Source organism: Ruegeria sp. HKCCA5491 (genome assembly GCF_013034565.1).
GTDB lineage: Bacteria > Pseudomonadota > Alphaproteobacteria > Rhodobacterales > Rhodobacteraceae > Ruegeria.
The window spans coordinates 50,315-73,502 of record NZ_WQGG01000008.1 but is presented as its reverse complement, the minus strand read 5'-3'; the positions used below and the strand labels follow the sequence as shown (position 1 = coordinate 73,502).

Sequence of the window (23,188 nt, the reverse complement as noted above, 5' to 3'; positions counted from 1 at the left end):
GCCGGTTTCTATTCGATCAAAGGCAAGGAAGGCTTACTTCTTCGCTTTTTTCTTGTCCTTCTTCTTATCGCTCTTTTTGGCGTCTTTCTTCTTGTCGCCCTTTTTCTTATCGTCTTTCTTCTTACCGTCCTTTTTGGACTTTTTATCCTTTTTCGCCTTGGCCTTTACCTTGTCCTTGGCTTTCGAGAACACAGCCTCCATTTCGGCGCGCTTCTTGGCAGCTTTCTCAGCCTTGGCTTTGGCCTTTGCCTTCTTCTTGGCTTTAGCCTCTGCCATCGCAGCCGCTGCTTTTTCTTCGGCTGCTTTACGGGCCGCTTCCTCGGCTCGCTTTTCTGCTGCGGCGGCGGCCACGGTTTTACGCGCGGCTGGCTTTCGGGCCGCAGGTTTTCGCGAAGGCGCACGGCGCGTCGCCGGCTTCGCAGCGGGTTTGGCTGCGATCGCCTGTTTCGCGGCGGCGATCAGCACAGGCGCACGTGCCGCACCTATTCGAGGGACTTTGACCAGAGCGTCGGGGGTTGCCTTGGCGATGGCTTCGGCAGTTTTGAAGCCATTGGCGGTCAGCAATTGGCCAAGCGCCTCACCTACACCATTTACGTCGGTCACTGCGGTCATTCTTTGTCCTTTCAGTTTCTCCCTGCTCATACGTATATACGCTGGATATACGCATCCACAAGACAGGGTAACACGTAGATCCCGATCGGGCGTCAATTACTGTGGGCAAGCCCGGCAGACCGATCCTTTTTGGGAAACGGAACAAGGCGCTTTGCGTCCTCATCCCACAATTTCAGGTTCAGGGCCGCGACCGCCTCGGGGAATTTGATACGCCGCGGGGTGTATTCCGGTGGCAGGTTATAATGACATGCACGCAGTCGATACGACGGAATACGTGCGTTGAAGTGGTGAATATCGTGTAACGTGATGCAGGCCACGGCATTGTCAAACCACCAGCCGAAATCCAGCGCCGACGATCCTTGCAACGCTGCCAGCTTGGGGTCCAAATCCGGGCGGCGGTCCCAATAAGTGTCCTCGAAATTGTGTTGCAGGTAGACAAGGAACACACCCAACATCCCGCCCAAAAGGGAAAATACAAGCCAGACCAGAATACCGGTCATCCCTGCGATCAAATAAAGCAGCCCAAGGAACACAACAATTGACAGGTTGTGCAACAGGACACCCGTGACACCAAACCGGACTGTATTCTTGGGCCAGCGGTACCGGATGAAATAGGTAAACAGCGCGCCCACCGGGACAAGGATAAACGGGTTGCGGTAAAGGCGATAGAACAACCGCGCCTTCCAATCCGCCTCATTCCACTCGCGCACAGTCATCGTATGAATCTCGCCGGTCTCGCGATGTTCGAGGTTGCCGATGCCCGAATGATGAAGGTTATGGTTTTGCTTCATCACTTCAAACGGAGCAAATGTGAACGGAGACAGCCCATGCCCGGCCCATTCATTCTGTTGACGCGTTTCAAACAGGGAATGGTGCCCACAGTCATGTTGCAGAACGTAAAGACGCACAGCCGAGAACGCGAAGACGATTCCGGCGGGGACCATGATGTACCAGCGATCCACATAGATGATCGCCAAAGCCAGCGATGCAAAATACACCGCAAAAGTCCCGAAGTAACTTAGCGCGGCCAGACGATTATCTTGCACCGCATATTGCCTAGTGTATTCCCTCAAATCCATAACGTCCGCTCCCCACGATGGCCCGCTTCAATATGGGTTCGAAACTATGTGCGGAAACTCCGCAAACAAGCAGCGCGTGCGAAAACAAATGCACGCACCTGAATGCTAGCGCGGGGAACTCGGGCTGTCACGCCCCTGAGCCAAAAATGCTGAAAATTGGCGCAGTTACGCGCGGCCCTTGAGATGCTTTGCCAGCGCGCCCGCGTTTTTCTTGCGGCGTCCCTTATAGGGGTTCTTGTCGCCCTGCCCACGCAACGTCAGGCGGATCGGAGTGCCCGGCATATCAAAATCCTCGCGCAGTCCGTTGACCAGATACCGGTTATAGCTTTCGGGCATCTTGTCAGGGTGCGAGCACATGACGACAAATCCAGGTGGGCGGGTTTTGGCCTGAGTCATATAACGCAGCTTGATGCGACGGCCTTGCGGTGCTGGAGGTGGATGTTGTTCCAGCATTACAGTCAGCCAGCGGTTTAGCGCAGCGGTCGGCACACGACGATTCCACACGTCATGGGCGCGCAGGATGGCGGCACGCAGACGTTCCAAACCCCTGCCCGTCTTGGCTGACACGGTAATCAACGGCGCGCCGCGCAGTTGCGGAAGAAGGCGTTCAAAGGATTCTTTGAGGTCGCGCAGCTTTTCTTGCTTGTCCTCTTCGATGTCCCATTTGTTCACGGCGACGACCACAGCGCGCCCTTCGCGCTCTGCCAGATCCGCAATTCGCAGGTCTTGCTGTTCAAACGGAATAGCCGCATCCAGCAGGACCACCACGACCTCGGCAAACTTCACGGCACGCAGACCGTCCGAGACCGACAGTTTTTCCAGCTTTTCCTGCACCTTGGCCTTTTTGCGCATCCCGGCGGTGTCGAAAATGCGCATCGGGGTGCTGTTGCCATCTGGGTCGGCCCAGTCGATCCGAAGGCTGATCGCGTCGCGGGTGATCCCGGCCTCGGGGCCGGTCAGCAGGCGATCTTCACCCATGATCTTGTTGATCAGCGTGGATTTCCCGGCATTCGGACGGCCCACAACGGCGACCTGCAACGGCTTGTCAGCGGTGATGAGCGGCGTTTCGCCCTCGCCATCCTCATCCAATTCGATATCGGTTTCCGGCGCATCATCCTGCGCCTTTTCAGCCGCAGCGTCGGCCAGAGGCATCAATTGCGCATAAAGGTCTGTCATCCCCTCGCCATGCTCGCCGGACAAACGCACCGGTTCGCCAAGGCCAAGGTTATAGGCCTCAAGCACACCTGCATCCGCCGCACTGCCTTCTGCCTTGTTGGCCGCAAGGATAACGTGTTTGGAGCGCTTGCGCAGGATTTCGGCGAACATCTCATCCGTCGGCGTCAGCCCCACCCGCGCGTCGATCATGAACAGGCACACGTCGGCCATATCCACGGCGCGTTCTGTAAGGCGACGCATCCGGCCCTGCAGGCTATCGTCAGTCGCATCCTCAAGCCCAGCGGTGTCGATCACGGTGAACCGCAGATCGCCCAAGCGCCCTTCGCCTTCGCGCAGGTCACGCGTCACGCCGGGTTGGTCGTCGACCAAAGCAAGACGTTTACCCACAAGGCGGTTGAACAGGGTGGATTTGCCCACATTGGGGCGCCCCACAATGGCGAGGGTCAGCGACATGATACTCAACTTTCAAGACTCAGACGCGCCCTTTAGCGCATCTTTCGGTCAACGGAAAGCGTGTAGATCACCTTTGGTGGACACGACATAAAGCGTCTGCCCGGCAACAACCGGTGCCGTGGTCGCACCGCCGGGTACTTCGACGCGGTGCACAAGGGTGCCGTCAACCGGGCTGAAGAACCGAAGGTATCCATCATTGGATGCAATCACCAGACGTCCCCCAGCCATGATCGGCCCGTAATGCGCCACAATGGGGCCCCGGCGATTAGGCTTGTCCTTCACAAAGCCGGGCAAGTCCTGCGCCCAGACAACTTCACCCGTCGCAGCATCCAGACGAATAAGCTGACTGCGGTCACTGATTTGGAAAAGGCTGTTCCCGGCGGGCCAAACGGTATCGACCGCACCCTCATCCGCCGTCCATTTCCGCTCGCCCGAGCTTGCATCAAAGGCCACGGTCCGGCCCGAGTGGTTCCCAATAAAGATCGTATCACCAGACACCATCGGACCACCGGTCACGTCAATGATCTGAGCTGCGGCCCGACCCCGCCGTCCTCCGGCGACCGAGGCGTTCCACCGACGGATACCGCCCTTGCGGAAGGTTGCGGAAACATCACCAGACCCGAACGCGAAGACCGCGAATTCGGACGCGATCACAGGCGCAGGCGCGCCCAGCACATTGCCGACGCTTGGCGTGCCTTGAATCTGCCACGCGATGCGGCCGTCTTTGGTATCAATGGCCCAACCGGTTTCATCACCGGCCACAAGATACAACAGGCCACCATTCACCAGCGGAGCGCCGCTGCCAGTCGCATTCAGACGTTTTTGCCACCGGATTGCCCCTGATCTGGCATCCAGCGCGGTCAGCCGCCCAAATCCCGACGAGACATATAATACACCATCGGCATAAGCGATGCCGCCGCCAGTCGCGTCCGAGTCACCGTCCGAAGCAGGAATAAGATCCGTGCTCCAGACCCGCTGACCCTGGGGCGAAACGGCGGAAACCGTCGCCCCGGAATCGAGCGTGTAGATCAATCCACCGGCAACGACCGGTTCCGCCGTGATTCGCTGCTTGCGCGAGTCGCCTTTGCCGATCGATGCGGACCAGACCCGCTGTGGCGTGGCCCGAAGTTGAGCGTTCGTCGTGCGAAACGCTGCCGTTCCCGGGCTTTGCGGCCAACTTGCATTCGCCTTCTGAGTCGGCAGGCTGATTGGATTAGACCCGCGCTTCTCGACGGTTTCCGTATCCGCCGCAGGACGGATGTCTTCGCGAGGACCGGGCAGGATGACTTCGGGTTCCTCACAAGCCGCGAGAACGGTCAGGGATACAGCCGCAACCGACAATCCAACTCGGGAAAGAAGATTTGTTACCATGGTTTTCCGAACTCGCCTGCCATTATTCGTTACGCTGCGGATCATCCCTGCCGGGCTACCAACGGTTCGGGTTCACCCCCAAGTGCCACGATCAACTGGGCTGCGCGCTGCTGAAGGTCAACGCCAATCTCGGCGTCCTGCCGTAGCGCCTGCAATCTTTCGATAGCGGCGTCGACATTGCCTTCGGATACGTCGATTAGGGCCAGTTGTTCTTCGGCCAGCAACCTAAGCGGAGCGCCGGGCGCAGCCAAAGCCTCAAACTGCTGACGCCGGTCTGCCGGGGGCAGGGTGTCGCTTTGCAGAAGCAACGCCTTGAAGGTTGCGATCGCGCGATAGATTTCCGGCAGATCGCCCTGAACCGCAATCGCATTCAGGCTGTTCACAGCCTCTTCCACCGAACCGGCCTCGAATTGGGACGCAGACAACAGCATATCTACTACCGCATCGCCACCCGGTGAAGCCGCCGCGACGCTTTCCAGGCTACCGGCCCGTTCAGCCGAGTCATTCTGAGCTAGCGCCGAAAGAATCGCATCGCCCAGTTCTTCGGCCTGCGACGTCGCGCGTGCTTTGCGGATTTCATTGAATGCGGCGCCGCCAACAATCAAGACAACCGCCAGCACACCAACCCATCCCCACCGGCGCAGCAGCAGAAACAGACGGTCACGGCGCACCTCTTCGGTCACCTCATCAATAAAACTGTCGACGTCGCTCATCCCTGCGCTCCGGGCTAATTCAATTACGTATGGCGCAATGTCATACCCCGGCGACCTTGCCAAGCCAAGGGTGCGATTTTGGGCATTTAAGGCGGGTTGAACACCGCTTGCGGAAAAAAACAAACCGAACTATTCAGTTCAGTGTGGAAAAGATACATAATGCGCCCCACATTTAAGATTAGGCGCCGTAGAAATCCGGGCGAAGAATTTGGGGAGAAATTCTGAATGCGTTTGATTTCAATCGTAAATGCTTTGCTGGTGGTCGTTGCACTATTCCTGCTTGTGTTTGAACGCGATACCCTATTTGCGATTGCTGGCCGGGCCGAAGCCGAGGCAAGCCCGTCATCTGCGGATGAATCCGAAGGCTCCGCATCCGAGAATCGGAATGCTATCGGCGTGGTGGCCGTTCGCTCGGTAGCGCGCGAGATTGACAGCGCCGTGTTGCTGCGCGGCCAAACAAAAGCCAACCGACAGGTCGAAGTTCTGGCCGAAACGACCTCGACGGTCATTTCGGAACCAAAGCGCAAAGGAACGTTCGTAGAATCGGGCGACCTGCTGTGTGAACTGGATCCCGGCACCCGCCCCGCCAGCCTTGCTGAGGCGATGGCAGGCAAGCTTGAGGCCGAGAGCCGCATCCCCGAAGCTGAAGCGCGTCTTGAAGAAGCACATGCCTTGGTCGCCGAAGCTCAGATCAACCTGACAGCTGCGCAGAAACTTTCGGAAACCGGGTTCGGCTCGGAAACGCGCAGGATATCCAGCCAGGCCGCAATGCGAAGCGCCGAAGCAGGCGTAAAGACAGCCGAAGCTGGTCTAGAGGCGACGCGCGCAGGGATTGAAGCGGCAACAGCCGAGGTCGCCGCCGCAGAACGCGAAATTGACCGCCAGACCATCGAGGCCCCGTTCAAGGGTCTGCTGGAAAGCGACACGGCTGAGTTGGGCAGCCTGATGCAGCCCGGATCGCTTTGCGCAACCGTCATTCAGCTTGATCCGATCAAACTGGTAGGTTTTGTCCCCGAGGCCGAAGTTAACCGCGTCATCGTAGGCTCCGAGGCCTCGGCGCAACTGGTCACAGGCCTGCAGGTTGCGGGCCGCGTGACATTCCTGAGCCGGTCCGCCGACGAAACAACCCGGACCTTCGAAGTTGAGATCACTGTTCCGAATCCCGAACTTGCCATTCGGGACGGGCAAACCGCAGACATCCGCATTTCTGCCGAAGGTGCCAAGGCGCATCTGCTGCCGCAATCTGCCCTTACGCTCAATAAAGAAGGTCAGGTTGGCGTTCGAAGCGTCGGGCAAGGCGACGTTGCCGATTTCTTCCCTGTCGAGCTATTGCGTGACACGTCGGAAGGCGTATGGGTCGGCGGCCTTCCTGAAACCGTGGACATAATCGTCGTCGGGCAGGAATTCGTGACAAGTGGCGTAAGCGTTAAGCCCACCTATCGGGACGCTGCAAAATGACCGGAATCGTCAGTTGGGCTGCTGGCCGGGCGCGAATGGTTCTGGCCTTTATCGCAATCTCGCTTGTTGTGGGCGGGTTTGCCTATGTCAATTTGCCCAAAGAGGGTGAGCCCGACATTGAAATCCCTGCCCTGTTTGTCTCGGTTCAATTCCCCGGCATTTCGGCTGAAGATTCCGAGAACCTGCTGGTCAAGCCGATGGAGACCGAGCTGGCCGATCTGGACGGCCTAAAGGAAATGACGTCTACGGCCTCGGAAGGTTATGCAGGGGTCGCGCTGGAATTCGATTTTGGCTGGGACAAAACCGCGATCATGGCCGACGTGCGCGACGCGATGAACAGCGCACAGGCTGAATTCCCCGAAGGCGCTGAGCAGTATTCACTGTTCGAGATCAACTTTTCGGAATTCCCGATCGTCATCGTCAACCTGACCGGGGCTGTGCCGGAACGCACAATGGCCCGCGTCGCCAAAGATTTGCAGGACGAGCTTGAATCGCTGGATTCGGTGCTTGAGGCAGGGATTGCAGGCAATCGTGACGAACTGCTTGAGGTTATCATCGACCCGCTCCGGCTCGAGGCGTACAACGTCACCGCAGCCGAGCTGATCAACGTCGTCCAAAACAACAACCAGCTTATCGCAGCGGGCGAAGTCGAGACTGAGCAAGGAACATTCTCGGTCAAGATCCCTTCGTCCTTCAAAACAGCACAAGACGTTTATGACCTGCCGGTCAAGGTCAATGGCGACCGGGTCGTCACGATGGGCGAGCTTGCGCAGATCAACTATACATTCGAAGATCGCGAAGGCACGGCACGTTTTAACGGCGAGCCCACAATTGCCCTGCAAGTGGTCAAGCGCAAAGGTTACAACCTGATCGACACGGTCGAGGCCGTCAAAACAACCATTGCCGCAGCGCAGGCCAAGTGGCCGCCCGAGATGCAGGCCGCCATCGAACTGGGCACGTCGAACGACCAAAGCCGCATCGTCGGTTCGATGGTCAGCCAGCTTGAGGGTTCGGTCCTGACAGCCATTGCGCTGGTGATGATCGTGGTTTTGGCGTCGCTGGGTACGCGCGCGGCGCTGCTGGTGGGCTTTGCCATTCCGACATCGTTCCTGCTGTGCTTTGCCTTCCTCGCCGTGATGGGCGTCAGTATTTCCAACATCGTGATGTTCGGCCTGATCCTGGCGGTGGGTATGCTAGTCGACGGGGCGATCGTTGTTGTGGAATACGCCGACAAGCGCATCAAGGAAGGTGTTGGCCCGATGCACGCCTATGTCGAGGCAGCGCAGCGGATGTTCTGGCCTATCGTGTCATCCACGGCGACTACGCTCTGCGCCTTTCTTCCCATGCTGTTCTGGCCCGGTGTTCCGGGTGAGTTCATGGGAATGCTGCCCGTCACGCTGATCTTTGTACTGTCTGCATCACTGATCGTGGCATTGATTTATCTTCCCGTAATGGGCGGTGTATCCGGGCGGCTGAGCCGTTTCTTCGACCATTCTTCTGAATGGTTGAAAGCCCGCACCCCGTGGTGGTTGCGCGTCGTGATGGTCCCCCCGTCGCTTTACATGATTTTCCTCGGGGCCATGCAGGTTCTGAACCCGGCCTATCTGCTGCCTGCGGGAGCGCCGGGTGGAATGCTCTTTGGTGCGCTTCTGTTTATCCTTGGCGCGTTTGCAGGGTCCGTGACCCTGAGCGCGGCCAAGATCGAGCGTACCCCGGATCAGCATGTGCACACGGTCCGCGAACACACACCTTTTGGCCACGTCATCAAGTTCCTCGTTGGCAATCCGATCATGCCGATCGTGTCTATCGTCGCCGTCGGATTTGCCGTTGTCACGGTCATGTCCATCTATGGCAGCAACAACCGCGGCGTAGAGTTTTTCGTCGAGAATGAGCCTGAGCAAGCAACGGCATATGTCAGGGCGCGCGGCAACATCTCTCTGGCGGAAAAAGACGAGATGGTGCTGGCGGCCGAAGAAATCATCAGCGCGCACCCTGCGGTCATCAATGTCTTTTCCTTCGCGGGCGAAGGTGGCCTAAGCCAGAATAATGGCGGCGCACAAGCGCCCGCTGACACAGTTGGTCGCGTTCAGTTTGAAATCATTCCATGGGAAGATCGGCCGAACGTGTCCGAACCCATCCTAGGTGGGCTGGTCGATCGGCAAACTGTTGCGCCAGACTATGACGGCGATTTCGTGCTGGATCAGCTAAACGCGGAACTTGCCGAGATTCCGGGCATCATTGTTGAGATTCTGCCGCTGTCCCAAGGTCCGGCCTCGGCCAAACCGGTGCATCTGCGCATCAAGGGCGATGGCTGGGAAGAGCTGACCGCGGCAACACTGGCCGCACGCGATGTGTTTGATAACACACCCGGCCTGATCAAGATCGAAGACACGCTTCCCCTGCCCGGCATTGATTGGCAGATTGACGTCGATGTGGCCAAGGCAGGTCGTTTTGGTGCCGATGTCGCCACGGTCGGTGCCATGGTTCAGTTGGTGACCCGTGGGCTTTTGCTGGGTGAAATGCGTCCGGAAAACGTGGATGAAGAAATTGAAATCCGCGTCCGCCTGCCCGACGAAGATCGCGTTCTTTCGACCCTCGATACCCTCAAGGTTCGAACGCCGGATGGCCTTGTACCCTTGTCGAACTTTGTCACCCGCAAGCCCGTTGCGAAACTGGCCCAGATCGACCGCGTGAATCAGCAGCGGTACTACGATGTCAAAGCCGACGTAGAACCCGGCCTGAGCAAGGTGACCATAGAAGCCTCTGATGGATCGCAAGAGCGTGTGGCCGTCGTCAGAGAGTTGACCGACGACGCAATTCCCGAAGGCACGACTGTCACCGGACCCAACGGATCCGAATACGAGGTCGTAAAGACAACTGGTGCTTTGGATGCCGAACAGATACGGTCGCAGATCACCTCGGGCGACGCGCGCATCGCGCCAATCAATCCCAATGAACGGATCGCCGTCCTGACAGAATGGCTTGAGACCGATCCGCTTGGCAGCGCAGTAAGCTGGGAATGGACCGGCGATCAGGAAGATCAGGAAGAATCCGGAGCGTTCCTCATGAACGCTTTTGCCGGTGCCTTGGGTCTGATGTTTGTCATACTGTTGGCGCAGTTCAACTCGTTCTACAATTCCGTTCTTGTCCTGTTGGCGGTTGTTCTTTCGACCACCGGGGTCCTGATCGGGATGCTGGTCATGCAACAGCCGTTTTCGATCATCATGACCGGAACGGGGATTGTGGCCCTCGCGGGAATTGTGGTGAACAACAATATTGTCCTGATTGACACCTATCAGGAATACAGCCGCTATATGCCGCGGATTGAGGCCATTGTGCGCACCGCCGAAGCCCGCATTCGCCCGGTTCTGCTGACCACCCTGACCACGATGGCAGGCCTGACACCGATGATGTTCGGCCTTTCGCTCGACTTCATCAACGGCGGCTATTCCATCAACAGCCCCACCGCCTTGTGGTGGAAACAGCTTGCAACGGCGGTGGTGTTCGGGCTTGGCATTGCGACCGTTCTTACCCTGATCGTGACGCCTTCTTTCCTGGCGCTGCGTGTGTGGGTTTCGACCTATACGATCTGGTTGGGCAAACTTCTGGCACGCGCAACGGCGGGTCGATCCAGTCAGGTCGCGCAGGATATGGCCATAGGAAAAGCGGCGCGTCAGGCGCAAGCCACCGAGGTAATCTGGACCGACGAACCATGGACGGCGGAACTCGAAACGGATCGCACACCGGATGCACCGCCGGGCTCTCCTCTCAAAGCAGCCGAATGAATCAGAAGGGGCCGGTCAAGAACCGGCCCCCTTTTCTTTACGCCCCGCACAAGAATACTACGCGGCTTCCAAGTCGTTTTGCTGCCGGTTCCACAATTGGGCATAGCGCCCGTTTTGCTCTAGCAACTCATCATGTGTGCCTTGTTCGATGATCTCACCACGTTCCAGAACGACGATACGATCCGCCTCGGCAATAGTGCTGAGCCGGTGGGCAATCGTAATGACGGTTCGCCCTTCACCCGCGCGCGCCAAGGCGTCCTTGATGTCCTTTTCAGTGTCTGTGTCCAGCGCCGATGTCGCCTCATCCAGCAAGAGGATCGGCGGGTTCTTGAGCAACGTCCGCGCGATCCCGACGCGTTGCTTTTCACCGCCTGACAGCTTCAAACCACGCTCACCAACCTTGGTGTCATAGCCTTCGGGTAAAGTAATGATGAAGTCATGGATCTGTGCCGCCTTGGCCGCCGATTCCACGTCGTCTTGCGTGGCATTGTCACGTCCATAAGCAATATTATAGCCGATGGTGTCATTAAACAGCACGGTATCCTGCGGCACGACGCCTATGGCCGCGTGCAAACTGTTTTGGGACGCATCGCGCACATCCTGCCCATCAATCCTGAGCGTTCCGCCGGTTACGTCGTAGAACCGGAAAAGCAAGCGGCCAATGGTGGATTTGCCAGAACCCGTCGCTCCGACAATCGCGACCGTTTGACCAGCCGGAACGGTCAGAGATACGCCTTTCAGGATTTCCCGATCCGCGTCGTAGCCAAAGCGGACATCCTCTAACGTCACCTCTCCACCTGAAACCACCAAATCCGGCGCGTCGGGTTTGTCCGTGACTTCGGCGGGTTGTTCCAGTAGGTCGAACATCTGGCCCATATCAACAAGGGCCTGACGGATTTCCCGGTAGACCGTACCCAGAAAGTTCAAAGGTACGGTAATCTGGATCATATAGGCGTTCACCATCACGAAATCACCAACGGTCAGGGTGCCATTTTGCACGCCGATTGCCGCCAGAACCATGACACCGATCAGGCCACAGGTGATCAAGAAAGACTGACCGAAATTCAGGAACGCCAGCGAATAAGCCGTCTTTAGCGCAGCGCCCGCATACGCCTTCATCGACACATCATAACGCTCCGCTTCGCGCGTTTCCGCATTGAAATACTTGACCGTTTCAAAGTTCAGAAGGCTGTCGATGGCGCGTTGATTGGCCTCGGTATCCTGATCGTTCATCTCGCGGCGCAGCTTCACGCGCCATTCGGTGACCGCAAAGGTAAACCAGATATACAGGGCGATCGTGACGGCCACGACCACAAGATACCAGACATCGAACAGCCACATCAGGATGATAGCCACCAGCAACAGCTCAAGAATCAGAGGACCAATCGAAAACAGCAGAAACCGCAATAGGAACTCAACGCCCTTTACACCCCGTTCGATAATACGGCTAAGGCCCCCGGTCCGGCGCGTGACGTGATATCGCATAGAAAGCTGGTGAATATGCCTGAACGTCTCAAGGGCCAAGGCGCGCAGCGCGCGCTGACCAACAGGTGCAAAGGCCGCGTCGCGAAGCTGTTGAAAGCCCACAGTCATCATCCGGGCCACGCCATAGGCTACGGTCAGACCAACGGCACCCAACGCCAGCGGTGGCACCCCCTCACCCGCCAGACCATCGACCGCGCCTTTATAGAGAATCGGCGTATAGACCGCGATGAGCTTTGCCAGCACCAGCATTCCCATTGCCAGTACAACACGCCGCTTTACCCAGGGTTCATCCTCGGGCCAAAGATAGGGCGCGACTTTGCGGATCGTGCGCAAACCGGATCGTTGCTCGTCGATCTCGGACATATCATCAGAATGCATAGGGGCTGCTCGTCTCATCACGTACCAATACTGCGGTCAGAGATAGACCCCCGACCCAAGAGGGCCAGAGGTACAGGTTTATTCCGGAATGGTGAAGACTTGCCCAGGATAGATCAGATCCGGATCGCGGATCGAGTCCCGGTTAGCGTCGAACAGGCGCACAAACAGTATGCCGTCACCGTACCGCTCGCGTGAAATGGCCCAAAGGGTGTCGCCTTCTTGAACGGTCACCGACCGGATGGTGGCCTGTGTCGATTGCTCTGCGGAACTGTCTGGCGCATCACTTGCGCGCAAAACTTCTAGCGGTTCGCGTTTGAACGGAGTCTCTAGGCGGCTGACGACGGTCCCGTCCGAGCCGACTTCATCCACCCGCAGGGTGTAGACACCGGGATCAACCCCCTCAAGCTCGCTGCGCCACTTTCCGTCATCCGCAGGCGGCAAATCCGCGACAAGGCGGTTGTTCAAATACAGTCGCACAACAGACCCGTCCGGTACGCGGCCTGTCAGTTCAACCTCGCCTTCGTCTGAATACCCGATCGTATCCAGCGCGACCTGTGCGGCCTCTCCTGCCTGAGACGCCGGAGGCTGCACCAGCTCCACACCATCTTCACCTGAACGTAAAACCGTAACCTGCTGGTTCTGAACAGCTTCAGGCGCAGCTTCAGCGGTTTGCGCGGTCTGCTCCGCCTGCGGCCCAGCGGTTTGTTCAGTCTGTGGCTCAGCGGTTTGCGCGGTCTGCTCTGTCTGCGGTTCGATGGAGGCTTCGGCTGTGTCGGTCGGCGCGGCTTCGTCGATTTCTGTGTTCGACTCTTGCGCAACGTCGGTCTGTGCCTCCCCACTCTCAGAGTTTTCCAGCGCCGGTGATTCGACTTGTGGTTCCGGCAATGCCGCGATGAGGTAGTCATCGGAGCGCAGTTGTTCTTCGCCCGCATCTGTTTCCAACGTCAGGCCACGCGCGGTGTTGGAAAACGGGATACTGACGAACTCTGCGAACTGTCCGCTGCCGTCCACCGTGAAACTGTGGACAGCCTCACCGTCCAGCAGAACGCGAATTACGGCACCCGGTTCGGCGTTTCCGGACAAGACCGCATTGCCGTCCGGCTCTACAAAAATCTGGTCCAGGGTTGGTGGCGTAGCTTCCGCCGCGACCTGCGGCTGCACTTCGCCATCCGTTGCTTCGGGTTCGGCTTGGTTCGCGGTCTGTTCAGTCGTTTGTGGCTGATCGACTGACGGCTCTGCCGGCTGCGACTCGGTCGACGTTACCTCGGCTTCTGTCGGGGTTTCCTCTTCGGCAGCTTCGTCCGGTGCTTGTGCCGCCACTTCAGTTTCTGTCGTGACTTCCTCTGGGGCAGCGTCAAAGACACCCGACCAATACGCACCACCTGCGCCGACAAGAACCAGAATACCGACAATCACAACCCAGGTGTTCGGGCCCGGGCTTTCGTTTTCCGACTTCGCGTCCATCATTTTCCTTTCACTCCGTCGCGCAAATGGTTTCAGAGCAACGCATTCTGCCAGACGGTTGAGCCAATCTATCAATCTCGCTATCAGGGGTCAAAACCCCAGATACAACCCCGGAGAAGCCCTCTTATGTCCCAGAAATCCGTCTGTGTGTATTGCGGGTCACGCAATGGTGTGAACTCAGCCTATTCCGACGCCGCCCGCACATTCGGCCAGCTTCTTGCGAATGAAGGCTGGAGGCTGGTGTACGGTGCCGGGGATGTAGGTTTGATGGGCGAGGTTGCGCGTGCCGCACAAGCCGCCGGAGGGGATACGTTCGGCGTCATCCCCGTTCACCTGCTACAGCGCGAAGTTGGCAAAACCGACCTGACGCGTTTCGTGGTCACCGAAACGATGCACGAACGCAAGAAAGTCATGATCATGAACGCGGACGCCGTCGTGGTTCTACCCGGTGGTCCGGGCTCGCTGGACGAACTGTTCGAGGCGCTGACATGGCGGCAGTTGGGCCTGCATGACAAGCCCATTCTGGTCATGAACGTGGATGGATACTGGAACGCCTTGCACGACTTGGTACAGCAGGTCATCGGTCAGGGTTTCGCAGACAGCTCTCTGGCCGATTTCATCACATGGGTCGATAGCCCACACGCGGCGATGTCTGCCTTGCGGCCACTCCTGTCCGAACCCGGTGCGTAAACGGGCGGCGTCACCGCCCGCTATGGGATTGGGTCTTAAACCGCCGATTTCAGACGGTTGGTCAAGACCTGTTCGACTTTGTGAAGTGGATGATTGGTAAGGGTCTTGTCGACTTCGGCGACGACCTTGCTCAGAACTTCGCTGTGAAGACGTCGACGCAGCAGGCCCAGCACGTGCGGGCTCGCAACCAGAACCAAACGCTTATACGCGCCCTTCAGCCCCTTGCGGTTCAGCAGGTTGGCCACATCCTGCACAAACAGGGATTTTGCATGGGTTTTCCACTTGGCCTCCTCGACTGCCGATTTTTGGTTCGGTCCGGTGTCAGGGCGGCGCCCTGCCCGATCAGTGGGACGGGCCACAGGCGCATCGTTTTCCTCAACCGAAACAACGACCAGATTGGGGTCGCCGGCGTCGGTGATATTCTCCATGAACAGCGCCTTTTCCCCGTCGGCAATGACAACCCAAGTTCCCTGTGAAAGTGCGACCATTGTGATCTCCTGCTATGGTTTTATGTGACCATCCCTCATCCGTCAGACACAGTTCTACAGTGACGCGCCCAAGGTTTTTTGCGCGTTTCCAGTCTGTTATCCATTTGATTGGCGGCTCTCTCCCTCCGCTCACCTTACGTAAGCACTGTTGCCGTCCATACAATCCCGTTCGCAGTCAAAAGCGAACCGAGCGGCAGGATTCCACCCATCGGTCAGGCGGACAGGTCTACGACCGTCATTTCAGGGGTCACGCCAAAACGGACTGGCAGGATCGAACATCCAATGCCTCCGGACACAACCAAATCGCGCTGACCTTCGCGAACATGACCATAGGCAAAACGGTTGCCAAACCGCGACGGTACCATGGGTGACCACCCGAACAGGCGCACTTGCCCGCCATGTGTGTGGCCCGACACTGTCAGCGCGACCCTGTCCGGGACGTTCGGGAAAATGTCAGGCTCATGGGCCATCAATACGACCGGAGCTTCATCGGTGACTTGGGTCAATGTCGCGGGTAGATTATCCAACCCCCGATATCGCCCCCGCCCTGTAACAATGGCGAGCTGATCCTCAACCCCGGCTAGCCAGCACCCTGCGCCGTCCAGTTTCACCGCGTCATTCGACAGAACCCGGATGCCATTCTCGCGCAAGGCCTCAGCATAGATATTCGGCCCACCCCCACGCCGTTGCGCAGCCAGATCATCCCACCAATCGTGGTTGCCCAAAACGGCAAAGACGCCGTGTTTTGCCTCAAGCCCGGCCAGCACAGGTGCCAGATCGGCAATCGGAACCGGTTGGGAAACCATCCTGTGCCCGGCCGTATAATCGCCCAACAGCAGAATCAGATCCGGTGCCAGCGCATTCGTGCGCTTAACAACCTGTTCGATGCGTTTCAGCCCGACATGGGGTTCCCCGACGTGTAAATCCGCCAAAACCGCAATCCGAAGCGGAGGCGCAGCCCAGTCATCACGCCGAACCCGCCAGCGCTTTACACGCAACCGAAGCGCGGGTTCGATGAAAAACCCATAGGCCGCAACAAAAAGACCTGCCAGCGTCACCGCCAGCAGGCCCTTGATAAACCCTCGACGGGTCAAGGATCACATCCGCGAAGCGACGTTTTCCCAATTCACCAGATTGTCGAGGAAGTTCGACAGGTAAGCCGGACGCTTGTTGCGGAAGTCGATGTAGTAGCTGTGCTCCCACACGTCGCAACCCAGCAGCGCGGTCTGACCAAAGCACAGCGGGTTCACACCGTTTTCGGTCTTGGTGACAGCCAGCGAGCCGTCCGCGTTCTTGACCAGCCATGCCCAGCCCGAGCCGAACTGACCGGCACCAGCGGCGCTGAATTGCGACTTGAATTCGTCAACCGAGCCGAAGCTTTCGGTCAGAGCCTTCTCCAGCTCGCCGGGCATTGCGTTGCTGCCGGGGCCCATCATCTCCCAGAACTGGTTGTGGTTCCACAATTGGCTGATGTTGTTGAAGATGCCGTTCTGGGCGACAGCGTTCGCGTCATAGGTGCCAACGATGATCTCTTCCAGCGTCTTGCCGTCCCACTCGGTCCCTGCGATCAGCTTGTTGCCGTTGTCGACATAGGCCTTGTGGTGCAGGTCGTGGTGATATTCCAATGTTTCCGCGGACATACCCTTGGCTGCCAGCGCGTCATGTGCATAAGGAAGATCAGGAAGTTCAAAAGCCATGTCGGCCCCCTGTTAAATGTAAGTTGCGGTTCCCAAGGTTAAATGCTTTGGCTACGCCGATAGGTCAAGGGCAGAGACAAGAAAACCCGGAGGTCCGCGATGCTGACGCAGGCGCGCAAGATGTTTTACCGCGCCCGCGGGTACTATGCGGGCAATCTGAACGGCGAGCGGTTCCGTCTGGACCCCTACCATTCGAAATTCTGGCGCAAGGCGTCCCAAGGCAATTGGGAGCCCGAGACCTTTGAGGTACTGGACAAATACCTGTCGCCCAACCGCGACTATCTGGATATCGGCGCATGGATTGGTCCCACTGTCCTCTATGCCGCACGCCGCGCCCGGCATGTCTGGTGTTTTGAACCCGACCCCGTCGCCTACCGTCATCTGGTCTGGAACCTGCATCTGAACGACATCCGAAACGTCTCGGCTTTCAGCATCGCCCTGTCGGATGGGTTCGGCGTGACGCGCATGGCGTCCGCCCATGGCGAGGCTGGCGATTCAACATCGTCCCTACTGCATGACGGCGGCCACGGAACAGATGCAATGACGATCGGCTGGGATCAATTCGCAACCGCCGTCGATCTGTCGGACGTTGCTTTGGTAAAAATGGATATCGAAGGTGCCGAATACCCGGTCCTGCCGTCTTTAACCCCGTGGTTACAGGCCACGAACCCCGCCCTGCTGCTGTCGACCCACGCGCCCTATCTCGACGCGGAAAACCGCGCACCCGCGATGAAACAACTGGCCGACACATTGGCCTTCTATGACCAGTGTCAGGATCCGTTCACCGGCGAAGCCGGGGCGTCGATCCTCACCGGAAACCGCGCCCTGAACCAGTTCCCCACTTTCCTGTTCAGCACAACACCCTGACCAGAGATCCGCTCTTCATCTGGCTAAAAATATCCTGGGGGTGAGGCCGCAAGGCCGAGGGGGCAAAGCCCCCTCACCCAGCTCTCAAGACCGAAACCAGGTTCAGTAAACGCCCACCTCACTGCCCGGTTGGGCGGCAACTTTCAGCAGCTTGAAAACGTAATCTGCGGCCGAGCGAAAACAAACCACGCGGAAGGTTTCGGCGTCGTCCATCCAGAACGCCCCTGCCACCTGCGCAAGACGTGAACGGCGGATCTGACCGGGTTGGAAGGCCTCGGCTGACAACTCAACCGGGGCCAGTTTACCCAACACTTCGCGCGCATTTGCGCCCGAAATGCTGAACACCGCCCGCGCATCCGAGACATTCACCGCCAGCGAATGCTTGCTGCCCAGTGCATTGGTCATCGCAGCCAGTTTTGTGTTCACCTGGGCATAAGGCACCAGCACCAGCAACTCATCCGGCGACATCCAGCAAACGCCAGTGTCCCCGTCGACGAACGCCTCGCGCTGGCCGGGTACTTTCTGTCCAGTGGCGTCCTTGACGGCCTTGACCAGCACCTTATCGGACAGATCGCCGCGCAGCGTTATCATCCCCTGGAGGCCGCATTCCGCGACCTTGGCGATGCCGTCATAGCTGGCGTGGTTCAATGCGCTGATGGGTTCAGACATTCTGCTTCTCCCCGTCTTTGTCGAAGAAGATCGGATCGACGATCTTGGCTTTATAGATTTTGCCGTCGGTTCCCGGAAACTCGACAATCTCGCCCATCCGGTCCGGGCCGAACTTGATCAGTCCCATCGCAATTCCTCGGTCCAGATTGGCCGAGTAATAGGTCGAGGTCACGCGTCCGATCATGTTGCGTTGACCGTTGGCATTGACGCCTTCGCCCACTGCGTAAGCACCGTCGGGAATGACAGAACCATCCACAGTCTCAAGCCCCACCAGTTTCCAACGCTCGGGATCGGCCATATGGGTCCGCGAATGGGCACGTTTTCCCAGATAGTCCTCTTTCTTTTTAGACAGCGCCCAGTGCAGCCCCAAATCTTGTGGAATAACGGTGCCGTCAGTTTCGTCCCCGATCATGATAAAGCCCTTCTCGGCGCGAAGGATGTGCAGACATTCGGTGCCATAAGGCATCACACCGAACTCTTTGCCTGCTTGCATCAACGCATCCCAGAACGCCTGCCCTTGGCTCGCAGGAACTGCGATCTCATAGGACAGCTCGCCCGAGAACGAGATGCGATAGGCACGGCAATCGAATTCGCCGATCTTCCCGTCACGCCACTCCATGAACGGCAGCGCCTCTTTGCTGAGGTCCATGCCGCCCAGCTTTTCCAACACCTTGCGGGCATTGGGGCCAACCACGGCGACCTGAGCGTATTGCTCGGTCACGTTGGCGACATAGACTTTCCAGTCCCACCATTCGGTCTGCAGCCATTCTTCCATGTGGCCATGGATACGCTCGGCCCCGCCGGTGGTGGTGTGGCACAGCCACGTGTCCTCGTCGATACGCGCGACAACACCGTCGTCGATCAAGAAGCCGTTCTCGGAACACATCAGGCCATAGCGGCATTTGCCGACCTTCAGCGTAGACATCATGTTGGTGTACATCATGTCCAGGAACTTGCCCGCGTCAGGACCTTTGACGATCAGCTTGCCCAGAGTCGAAGCATCCAGCAGGCCGAGGTTTTCACGGGTGTTCTTCACCTCGCGGTTCACGGCGTCATGCACAGATTCACCGGGACGGACATAGACATAGGTCCGGCGCCAATGGCCGACCGGCTCCCAATCGGCACCGTTTTTGTCGTGCCAGTTGTGCATCGGGGTTTGGCGGATCGGCTGGAATACCTCACCGCGTGCCTCGCCACCGATCGACGCCAGAGAGATAGGCGTATAGGGTGGGCGGAACGTGGTGGTGCCGACCTTCGGAATTTCCGAATCCAGCGCATCAGCAAGGATCGCCAAGCCGTTGATGTTGCTCAACTTACCTTGGTCGGTCGCCATGCCCAGTGTGGTATAACGCTTGGTGTGTTCAACGCTTTCGTAACCTTCGCGCGCCGCCAGTTGAACGTCGGATACTTTGACGTCGTTCTGGAAATCCAGCCACGACTTCATCCGCAGCCCGATCTCGGCGTTGGCAGGCATCAGCCAGACGGCGGCCATCGGAGCTTCGGCCGTAGTCTCACCCACCGGTGCCTTGGTGCGTTTCGCTGTGAAACCAGCCGCCTTGGCTGCTGCCTTGCCCGCCGCATCTGCGTCGGTCAGAACGTCGCCCAGCGCCAGCGGGCCGTTGGACGACCCCGCCGCCAGCACGAACCCTTCCCCATCGGCCCCTAGCGGGGGGCGCGACGGATCGGGGCGGAAATGCGCGTTAGCATCATCCCAGAACAGCTTGCCGCCGCAATGCGACCACATGTGCACGACCGGAGACCAGCCGCCCGACATGGCGACCGCGTCGCATTCAACCTCTTCGCGCGCGCCGCCGATGCCTTCCTGATTACAGATGGCAACTTTCTTGACACGCTTGCCGCCCTTGACCTTGGCAATCGCTTTGCCGGGGTCGACACGGATACCCAGTTCGCGCGCCTCATCCGCCAGCGGACCAGCCGTGTCGCGCGCATCGACCACGCGCAGCACGTCTACACCGGCCTTCTTCAAGGCGATGGCTGTGCGATAAGCGTCATCATTATTGGTGGCGACAATCACACGCTCACCCGGGGTCACGCCCCAGTTCACAACATAGTCGCGCATGGCCGAGGCCAACATGACACCCGGCACGTCGTTGCCCGCGAAGGACAGCGGACGCTCGATCGCGCCGGTGGCTGTCACGATCTGTTTCGCGCGGACGCGCCACAGGCGGTGGCGCGGACCTTGGGTGCCCGGCTTGTGGTCCGTCAGACGCTCATAGCCCAGCGCATACCCATGGTCGTAGACACCCGCACCCATGCAGCGGTTGCGCAGGATGACGTTGTCCATTGTTTCTAGTTCAGTAACCAATTGTTCCACGAACTTATCCACAGGCGCGCCATCAATGGTGCCGCCATCAACCGGAGCGCGGCCACCCCAATGGGCGGTCTGTTCAATCAGCAAGACCTTGGCTCCGGATTGAGCCGCGGCTTTGGCCGCCTGCAGACCGGCCACACCACCGCCGATCACTAGAACATCGGTGAAGTGATAGAAATGCTCATAGGTGTCCGCATCGCGGCTGTCCTTGTCGGGCGCTTTGCCCAATCCGGCAGACTGACGGATGAACGGCTCGTAGACGTGCTTCCAGAAGGGCTTGGGGTGGATGAACGTCTTGTAATAAAACCCGGCAGGCAAAAAGCGCGAAAGGTAGGTGTTGATCGACCCGATGTCGAACTCGAGGTTCGGCCAGTGGTTCTGCGACACGGATGTCAGACCGTTGAACAGCTCGGTCGTGGTGGCGCGCTGGTTCGGCTCGAACCGATTACCCTGCCCCAAACCGACCAGAGCGTTCGGTTCCTCGGCACCGCTGGCAACAACGCCGCGCGGACGGTGATATTTGAACGACCGGCCCATCATCATCTGATCATTTGCCAGCAGGGCCGAGGCAAGAGTATCGCCTTCATAGCCCTGCATCGAGGTGCCGTTGAAGGTGAATGTAACCTGTTTCGACCGGTCGATCAGCCGGCCTTGATTTGCGAGACGGGTGCTCATGTTGCGGACCTTTCGCAGGCGGAGTTATTGTTGGCTGGGCGGATCATTCGAACTCTCTCCAGGTCCAGCCGGGACGCTTGGCGGTGATGGCATCCTTGATCTCTTGCGGCGGTTCAGACACCTGCGCCGAATATGTGCCGAACACCTCAAGCGTGTTTGTGCAGCGCGCCGCGTGGAACCATTTGCCGCAGCCATTTGCATGGCGCCAGCGTTCCAAATGAACGCCCTTGGGGTTTTCACGCATGAACAGGTAGTCGTGGAAATCATCATCCGACGAGCCGGGGCCAAAGCGCTTTAGGTGCGCTTCGCCACCAGCCGCCAGTTCGGTTTCTTCGGCATCGACGCCGCAATAGGGGCAATTCAGGATCAGCATGTGTTCATCCTTTTGTCGGTCGGTCGGCACATGGGCCGACCTGTATTCTGTGTTGTGGTCACCTCGGACAATGCCCTTAGTGCGCCACCCCTGCGGCAACGCTTTCGTCGATAAAGCGGCCCTCTTTGAAACGATCCAGCGTGAAGGCTTCGGTCAGCGGCGAATGGCCCGTGGCCATCAGCTGAGCCATACCCCAGCCCGAGCCCGGAATGGCCTTGAAGCCGCCGGTGCCCCAGCCCGCGTTGATGAAGCAGCCTTGCAGAGGTGTCTTGGACAGGATTGGCGAGCGGTCGCCGGTCATGTCCACGATCCCGCCCCACTGGCGCAGCATCTTAAGGCGCGAGATCATCGGGAAAGTTTCGACCAACGCCCGCACGGTTTCCTCGATATGGTGGAACGAACCGCGCTGAGTGAAGTTATTATAGGCGTCGGTGCCGCCACCGATCACCATCTCACCCTTGTCGGATTGCGACATATAGCCGTGAACGGTGTTGGCCATCACGACCACATCCATGCAGGGTTTGATCGGCTCGGACACCAGCGCTTGCAGCGCCACGGCCTCAATCGGCAGACGGAAACCGGCCATCTCAGCCAGTTGACCGGAATGTCCCGCGACCACGATGCCCAGCTTTTCACAGTCGATCGCACCCTTGGTGGTGTCGACGCCAATAACGCGACCGTTGTCCTGACGTACGCCAGTGACTTCGCATTGCTGGATGATGTCCATGCCCATGGCCGAACACGCGCGGGCATAGCCCCAGGCCACCGCATCGTGACGCGCGGTGCCACCGCGTTCCTGCCACAGACCGCCCAGAACCGGATAACGCGGGCCGTCCAGATTGATGATCGGGACCAACTGTTTGACGCGCTCAGGCCCAATCCACTCAGTTTTTACGCCTTGCAGAGCATTTGCGTGCGCCGTGCGTTGATAACCGCGAATTTCGTGCTGAGTCTGCGCCAGCATGATCACGCCGCGTGGGCTGAACATAACGTTATAGTTCAGGTCCTGACTCAGGTCCTCATACAAGCCGCGCGCCTTTTCATACAGCGCCGCCGAAGGATCTTGCAGATAGTTCGACCGGATAATGGTTGTGTTCCGGCCTGTATTGCCACCGCCCAGCCAGCCCTTTTCGATCACGGCTACATTCTGGATGCCGTAGTTCTTGCCCAGGTAATACGCGGTAGCCAGACCATGACCACCAGCGCCAACGATAATGACGTCGTATTTCTTCTTGGGCTCGGGCGAACGCCACGCGCGTTCCCATCCGGTGTGATAGCGCAACGCTTCGCGCGCCACAGCAAAGGCTGAATAGTGTTTCATAAGCGAATCCATCCGGTTCGGTGATTGGCCAAAGATATGCCGTGTAACTACAATAGTCCCCTGCCACGCAACGCCGTAATATCGCACTATTGCGACATAGCC

The 23,188-nt window shown here is 58.5% G+C and carries 18 protein-coding genes; 4 read left to right on the top strand and 14 right to left on the bottom strand.

What is annotated here, in order from left to right; all coding sequences use genetic code 11:
- Positions 1-33 precede the first annotated feature (33 nt).
- The 5 genes from GOV88_RS11875 to GOV88_RS11855 all read right to left on the bottom strand — a co-directional run bounded on the left by GOV88_RS11875 (position 34) and on the right by GOV88_RS11855 (position 5,404).
- The gene (locus tag GOV88_RS11875; protein ID WP_171240570.1) at positions 34-612 is read right to left on the bottom strand and encodes a helix-hairpin-helix domain-containing protein; all 579 of its coding nucleotides are present in this window, start codon (positions 610-612) and stop codon (positions 34-36) included.
- A gap of 92 nt (positions 613-704) precedes the next feature.
- Positions 705-1,691, bottom strand: coding sequence for a fatty acid desaturase (locus GOV88_RS11870; RefSeq protein ID WP_171122130.1), 987 nt, complete (start codon positions 1,689-1,691; stop codon positions 705-707).
- Between the two features lie 165 nt (positions 1,692-1,856).
- Complete coding sequence (der, locus tag GOV88_RS11865; RefSeq protein ID WP_171122129.1) at positions 1,857-3,320, bottom strand: ribosome biogenesis GTPase Der; 1,464 nt, start codon at positions 3,318-3,320, stop codon at positions 1,857-1,859.
- 48 nt (positions 3,321-3,368) lie between these two features.
- Positions 3,369-4,691 carry a PQQ-like beta-propeller repeat protein gene (locus GOV88_RS11860; protein ID WP_171240569.1) on the bottom strand — a complete coding sequence of 441 codons (1,323 nt, stop codon included), beginning with the start codon at positions 4,689-4,691 and terminating at the stop codon, positions 3,369-3,371.
- A gap of 41 nt (positions 4,692-4,732) precedes the next feature.
- Positions 4,733-5,404 (bottom strand): hypothetical protein, encoded by a 672-nt coding sequence (locus GOV88_RS11855; RefSeq protein WP_171240568.1) that lies wholly within the window; start codon positions 5,402-5,404, stop codon positions 4,733-4,735.
- A 225-nt stretch (positions 5,405-5,629) separates the two neighbouring features.
- Between GOV88_RS11855 and GOV88_RS11850 the strand changes: the two genes are divergently transcribed.
- The gene (locus GOV88_RS11850; protein WP_171240567.1) at positions 5,630-6,862 is read left to right on the top strand and encodes an efflux RND transporter periplasmic adaptor subunit; all 1,233 of its coding nucleotides are present in this window, start codon (positions 5,630-5,632) and stop codon (positions 6,860-6,862) included.
- Complete coding sequence (locus tag GOV88_RS11845) at positions 6,859-10,647, top strand: efflux RND transporter permease subunit (protein ID WP_171240566.1); 3,789 nt, start codon at positions 6,859-6,861, stop codon at positions 10,645-10,647. The genes GOV88_RS11850 and GOV88_RS11845 overlap by 4 nt, the downstream gene beginning before the upstream one ends.
- 57 nt (positions 10,648-10,704) lie before the next feature.
- Here GOV88_RS11845 and GOV88_RS11840 read toward each other — a convergent pair whose 3' ends face one another.
- Together GOV88_RS11840 and GOV88_RS11835 are read right to left on the bottom strand one after the other, a co-directional pair.
- Complete coding sequence (locus GOV88_RS11840; protein ID WP_171240565.1) at positions 10,705-12,510, bottom strand: ABC transporter ATP-binding protein/permease; 1,806 nt, start codon at positions 12,508-12,510, stop codon at positions 10,705-10,707.
- A 78-nt stretch (positions 12,511-12,588) separates the two neighbouring features.
- Positions 12,589-13,977 carry a LysM peptidoglycan-binding domain-containing protein gene (locus GOV88_RS11835; protein ID WP_254449228.1) on the bottom strand — a complete coding sequence of 463 codons (1,389 nt, stop codon included), beginning with the start codon at positions 13,975-13,977 and terminating at the stop codon, positions 12,589-12,591.
- Positions 13,978-14,100: 123 nt separating this feature from the next.
- Between GOV88_RS11835 and GOV88_RS11830 the strand changes: the two genes are divergently transcribed.
- The gene (locus GOV88_RS11830) at positions 14,101-14,664 is read left to right on the top strand and encodes a TIGR00730 family Rossman fold protein (protein ID WP_171122123.1); all 564 of its coding nucleotides are present in this window, start codon (positions 14,101-14,103) and stop codon (positions 14,662-14,664) included.
- Between the two features lie 35 nt (positions 14,665-14,699).
- Here GOV88_RS11830 and GOV88_RS11825 read toward each other — a convergent pair whose 3' ends face one another.
- The 3 genes from GOV88_RS11825 to GOV88_RS11815 form a co-directional block, all read right to left on the bottom strand.
- Entirely contained in the window at positions 14,700-15,152 is a 453-nt protein-coding gene (locus tag GOV88_RS11825; protein WP_171240564.1) for a host attachment family protein, read from the bottom strand.
- A gap of 212 nt (positions 15,153-15,364) precedes the next feature.
- Positions 15,365-16,246: a metallophosphoesterase gene (locus GOV88_RS11820; protein ID WP_171240563.1), complete on the bottom strand. Its 882-nt coding sequence runs from the start codon at positions 16,244-16,246 to the stop codon at positions 15,365-15,367.
- A gap of 3 nt (positions 16,247-16,249) precedes the next feature.
- A complete protein-coding gene (locus GOV88_RS11815; protein WP_171122120.1) occupies positions 16,250-16,849 on the bottom strand; it encodes a superoxide dismutase in 600 nt (199 codons plus the stop codon).
- Between the two features lie 99 nt (positions 16,850-16,948).
- On the opposite strand from GOV88_RS11815, the gene GOV88_RS11810 reads away from it, so the two are divergent.
- Entirely contained in the window at positions 16,949-17,716 is a 768-nt protein-coding gene (locus GOV88_RS11810; RefSeq protein WP_171240562.1) for an FkbM family methyltransferase, read from the top strand.
- A 102-nt stretch (positions 17,717-17,818) separates the two neighbouring features.
- On the opposite strand, the gene GOV88_RS11805 is transcribed toward GOV88_RS11810, so the two are convergent.
- The 4 genes from GOV88_RS11805 to GOV88_RS11790 form a co-directional block, all read right to left on the bottom strand.
- A complete protein-coding gene (locus tag GOV88_RS11805) occupies positions 17,819-18,385 on the bottom strand; it encodes a sarcosine oxidase subunit gamma (protein WP_171240561.1) in 567 nt (188 codons plus the stop codon).
- Positions 18,378-21,392 carry a sarcosine oxidase subunit alpha family protein gene (locus tag GOV88_RS11800; RefSeq protein ID WP_171240560.1) on the bottom strand — a complete coding sequence of 1,005 codons (3,015 nt, stop codon included), beginning with the start codon at positions 21,390-21,392 and terminating at the stop codon, positions 18,378-18,380. Before GOV88_RS11800 ends, GOV88_RS11805 begins: the two co-directional genes overlap by 8 nt.
- Positions 21,393-21,435: 43 nt before the next feature.
- A complete protein-coding gene (locus GOV88_RS11795; RefSeq protein WP_171122116.1) occupies positions 21,436-21,765 on the bottom strand; it encodes a sarcosine oxidase subunit delta in 330 nt (109 codons plus the stop codon).
- 76 nt (positions 21,766-21,841) lie between these two features.
- Entirely contained in the window at positions 21,842-23,086 is a 1,245-nt protein-coding gene (locus GOV88_RS11790) for a sarcosine oxidase subunit beta family protein (protein WP_171240559.1), read from the bottom strand.
- Positions 23,087-23,188: the final 102 nt, after the last annotated feature.

Excerpts from the sequence above, each read along its gene's own strand:
- GOV88_RS11870 (WP_171122130.1), bottom strand. The coding sequence starts at position 1,691 with ATGGATTTGAGGGAATACACTAGGCAATATGCGGTGCAAGATAATCGT.
- GOV88_RS11825 (WP_171240564.1), bottom strand. The coding sequence starts at position 15,152 with ATGGTCGCACTTTCACAGGGAACTTGGGTTGTCATTGCCGACGGGGAA.
- GOV88_RS11845 (WP_171240566.1), top strand. The coding sequence starts at position 6,859 with ATGACCGGAATCGTCAGTTGGGCTGCTGGCCGGGCGCGAATGGTTCTG.
- GOV88_RS11875 (WP_171240570.1), bottom strand. The coding sequence starts at position 612 with ATGACCGCAGTGACCGACGTAAATGGTGTAGGTGAGGCGCTTGGCCAA.
- GOV88_RS11855 (WP_171240568.1), bottom strand. The coding sequence starts at position 5,404 with ATGAGCGACGTCGACAGTTTTATTGATGAGGTGACCGAAGAGGTGCGC.
- GOV88_RS11840 (WP_171240565.1), bottom strand. The coding sequence starts at position 12,510 with ATGCATTCTGATGATATGTCCGAGATCGACGAGCAACGATCCGGTTTG.
- GOV88_RS11860 (WP_171240569.1), bottom strand. The coding sequence starts at position 4,691 with ATGGTAACAAATCTTCTTTCCCGAGTTGGATTGTCGGTTGCGGCTGTA.
- GOV88_RS11800 (WP_171240560.1), bottom strand. The coding sequence starts at position 21,392 with ATGAGCACCCGTCTCGCAAATCAAGGCCGGCTGATCGACCGGTCGAAA.
- GOV88_RS11830 (WP_171122123.1), top strand. The coding sequence starts at position 14,101 with ATGTCCCAGAAATCCGTCTGTGTGTATTGCGGGTCACGCAATGGTGTG.
- GOV88_RS11810 (WP_171240562.1), top strand. The coding sequence starts at position 16,949 with ATGCTGACGCAGGCGCGCAAGATGTTTTACCGCGCCCGCGGGTACTAT.
- GOV88_RS11795 (WP_171122116.1), bottom strand. The coding sequence starts at position 21,765 with ATGCTGATCCTGAATTGCCCCTATTGCGGCGTCGATGCCGAAGAAACC.
- GOV88_RS11815 (WP_171122120.1), bottom strand. The coding sequence starts at position 16,849 with ATGGCTTTTGAACTTCCTGATCTTCCTTATGCACATGACGCGCTGGCA.
- GOV88_RS11805 (WP_171240561.1), bottom strand. The coding sequence starts at position 18,385 with ATGTCTGAACCCATCAGCGCATTGAACCACGCCAGCTATGACGGCATC.
- der (WP_171122129.1), bottom strand. The coding sequence starts at position 3,320 with ATGTCGCTGACCCTCGCCATTGTGGGGCGCCCCAATGTGGGCAAATCC.
- GOV88_RS11850 (WP_171240567.1), top strand. The coding sequence starts at position 5,630 with ATGCGTTTGATTTCAATCGTAAATGCTTTGCTGGTGGTCGTTGCACTA.
- GOV88_RS11790 (WP_171240559.1), bottom strand. The coding sequence starts at position 23,086 with ATGAAACACTATTCAGCCTTTGCTGTGGCGCGCGAAGCGTTGCGCTAT.
- GOV88_RS11835 (WP_254449228.1), bottom strand. The coding sequence starts at position 13,977 with ATGATGGACGCGAAGTCGGAAAACGAAAGCCCGGGCCCGAACACCTGG.